We start from the raw sequence: 3,257 nt of genomic DNA, 5'->3' as shown, positions 1-3,257 counted from the left end.
CGGGAAGAACCGGCCGACCTCCAGCAGCAGGTCATCCAGCTGCCCGGCCCACTCCTCCGCCCACTCCCGGTCCGACACCGTGGCCACAACATCCACTAACTCGACCTGCATACAGGCCAGTTACCCGACCAACGAGGTCGACGAACTACGACCCCGACCATGATCTACAACTGAAGGGACTGAAGATGAAGCACGAGGGCTCGTTTTGGCGGAGCTCGCACGGACCGCAAGAGCGATAGAACCCGTGCCACAGGCGTGCCACTACGGGCCCGCAGGGTCCTTCGCGGAGGAGTCGAAAGCCGCTCCCCCACCGCCCCGGATCATGGCACCAAGCCGGTCGGCGATGGCCCGGTCACGATCGCTGGTCATGTGCTGATAGATCAACGCGGCTCGTGGGCTGCTGTGGCCCATCCGCGTCATCAACTCCCGCGTGCTGGCCCCGGCAGTCGAGGCCAGCGTGTTGCCCGTGTGCCGAAGATCGTCGAAGTGCAGCTCGGCCGTGACGCCCGCAGCCTTCCGGGCCTTGACCCAGTCGTCCCGGAAGTTACTCCGTCGCAGCTGCCCGCCCTGCGGCCCGACGAAGACGTGCCCGTCGGACAGCGGGCTCAGTAGTTGTTACGAAAAGAGCAGGTCAGAGAGGGTTCCATCACCTGTGACCCCACCTATGGCCGCGGGAAGTCATGTCGGGGCCCCGTATGAAACATGGAACAGCACGGTTCACGCATTCGGCTCAGCCGAACGGACACACGGACACGATCTGTGGTGAATTGGTTACACATCGCGAGGCGGATCGGCGAGAGCGCCGCTCGAGGACGGGTCCCGGCGCCAGGGCCGGCGATCGCTACCCCACCCTCGATCCCCACAAGTCCCGTGTCCCGCGCGGGCAGAAGCGAGGCTGGCGATGAACGCTAACCCGACCAGTGACCGAATACCCCGGCGCAGGCTCCGCGGCGCGCTTGCGGTGCTGAGCGCCGGCGGGCTGCTGCTGACCTCGTGCACGGCCACCCACCTGCGGCTGAGCGCGGCACATATCCCCGCCGGAACGGAGACCACCGCTGCCACGGCCCCGCTCCCGGCAGGTCTGCTGCACTATTACCAGCAGCAGCTGGACTGGAAACCCTGCCCGGACAAACCGGCCTTCCAGTGCACGACCCTGAAGGCGCCGCTGGACTACGCCCACCCCGACGCGGGCGACATCACGCTGGCGGCCACCCGCAAACGGGCCACCGGGACCGGCCCGAAACGGATCGGCTCCCTGCTGTACAACCCCGGTGGTCCAGGCTTCTCGGCCATCACCCGACTGTGGGCCGCCGCTGATGCCTTCTCGCCATCGATGCGCGCCGCCTACGACCTTGTCGCGGTCGACCCGCGGGGGGTCGGCGGCAGCACCCCGGTGGACTGCAACACCGACACGGCCCTGGCCCTCCCCAATGCTGGTGTGATCACCACCGCCGGGAAACCGGACTTCGAGGGCGTGGACGCGGTGAACGAAAAGATCGCCGATGCGTGCCGACTGCACTCCGGGCGGCTACTGCCCCACGTCGGCACCCTGGAGGCAGCACGGGACTTGGACCTCATGCGCGCCCTCGTCGGAGACGAACGGCTGCACTTCCTCGGCCTCTCCTACGGCACCTACCTCGGGACCACCTATGCCGAACTCTTCCCCTCCCGTGTGGGCCGCATGGTCCTGGACGGAGCCGTAGACCCCTCCATCGACGGCTACCACCGCTTCCTGGACTCCGCGCACGGATACCAGGTCGCCTGGGAGTCCTTCGCCGCCGACTGCGCCACCCGCACCGACTGCCCCGTCGGCCACTCTGTCGAGGAAGCCAACCGCACCCTCGACGCCCTGGTGGCCGCACTCGACCAGAACCCGCTCCAGCCAGGCAAGGACGTCACCATCACAGGGCAATTCCTCCTTGCTGTTGTGACGATAGCGCTGCGGGCGCCCGCGTGGGAGGACCTGCGCGTGTTGCTGAGCGAGGTGACCCACCGCGACACCACCGGGCTGCAGAAACTCTCCGCCGCGGACCAGAAAAACTCCGTCGTCGGCGGCTTGGATTTTACGGCGGTCAGCTGCCTCAGCGCCCCGCTCGGCCCACGGTTCACCCCCGCGCAGGCTAAGGCGGCACTCCCCGAGTTCGTCCGTGTCTCACCCCAGTTCGGGTCGCTCGACTCCACTTTCCTCCAGGTGTGTGCGCACTGGCCGGTCGGGCCGACCCAGCCCTCGCATCGCATCACCGCACCCGGCACCCCGCCGATCCTGGTCGTCGGCACCACCCGCGACCCGGCCACGCCCTACGCCTGGTCCCAGGCGCTCGCCCGCCAGCTCTCCTCGGGCCGCCTCCTCACCAGGAACGGCGACGGCCACACAGCCTTCTTGCAGGGCAGCACCTGCGTCGACACCGCGATCGACCGATACCTGCTGAACGGTCAGCTCCCACCCGTGGGCACCGTCTGCACCTGACGCAGGGGCAGAAAGCGAGTCTCGAAGATCGAGGCCCATCGGGCCATTGCGGACTCGCCTGAGAGGCACGGGGAACAGCGGCGTCACCGGCGCTCCCGCATAGGTCAGAGACTGCGACGACGCGGCGAACACGACGGCCAGTTCCTGCTCCCGCTCCCGCTCCCGCAGGGATGGTCCCTGCACGCGGCTCGCGCCGCCGGAGGTGACGCGCTGCTCCCCGCACCCGCGGGATGTGGCTGTGCAACTCGTTTCGACGCGCTTGCGGTAAGCCGCCGGCGCCTCGCGGCCGTCGTCCCAGTCCTGCAGACAGCCCCGAACCTCAACGAGGGCCCGGTCATGAACGCGCTTGCGTACCGTAGCCGACCTGCGGAAATACAAGCGCTCCCTCGACGGCCGACGGCCTCCAACTGCCATACACCCCCCTGCATCTCCCACCCGGCTCTCTCAGCGCTCCTACTGTGCGAGGAACAAGACGGAGCAACGTAGCGCAGGGAGATGGGCCGCCCGGTGCTCCTGACGGCGCCCCGGTAGCGCTCGTTCGGCGCAAGGACGGCCTCCCGGTCCTTCGTGTACCTGGTCAGGGTGTACGGCCCACTACCGTCTGCCCCGTTGTCGGTGCGCAGCCGGTCCTACCGTGGCGAGGCTGCGTGGCAGCGGGGCGCAGTCAACCGCCCCAACTCCGTCAAGGTGTAGGACTTGACGTGCTCCCTGGCCTAAAGTCCAGGGATTCCGGCCTGGGTCGTCTGACCCTTCCGGGGGCTTCCTGCTTCAACGCGCTGTGCCGGGACTT

At 68.2% G+C, this 3,257-nt stretch carries 1 protein-coding gene and 1 pseudogene; one reads left to right on the top strand and one right to left on the bottom strand.

What is annotated here, in order from left to right; genetic code table 11:
* Positions 1 to 261: 261 nt before the first annotated feature.
* Positions 262 to 606, bottom strand: a pseudogene (locus tag ACIQFZ_RS43310) (tyrosine-type recombinase/integrase); the annotation flags it as partial.
* Between the two features lie 295 nt (positions 607 to 901).
* Between ACIQFZ_RS43310 and ACIQFZ_RS43305 the strand changes: the two are divergent.
* Positions 902 to 2,467, top strand: a complete 1,566-nt coding sequence (locus ACIQFZ_RS43305) for an alpha/beta hydrolase (protein WP_402693987.1) — start codon at positions 902 to 904, stop codon at positions 2,465 to 2,467.
* Positions 2,468 to 3,257: the final 790 nt, after the last annotated feature.

Origin of the sequence: Streptomyces sp. NPDC093064 (assembly GCF_044754605.1) — a bacterium.
Classification (GTDB): domain Bacteria; phylum Actinomycetota; class Actinomycetes; order Streptomycetales; family Streptomycetaceae; genus Streptomyces.
The sequence above is the reverse complement of the archived record's forward strand: the minus strand, read 5'-3'. Positions and strand labels throughout refer to the sequence as shown.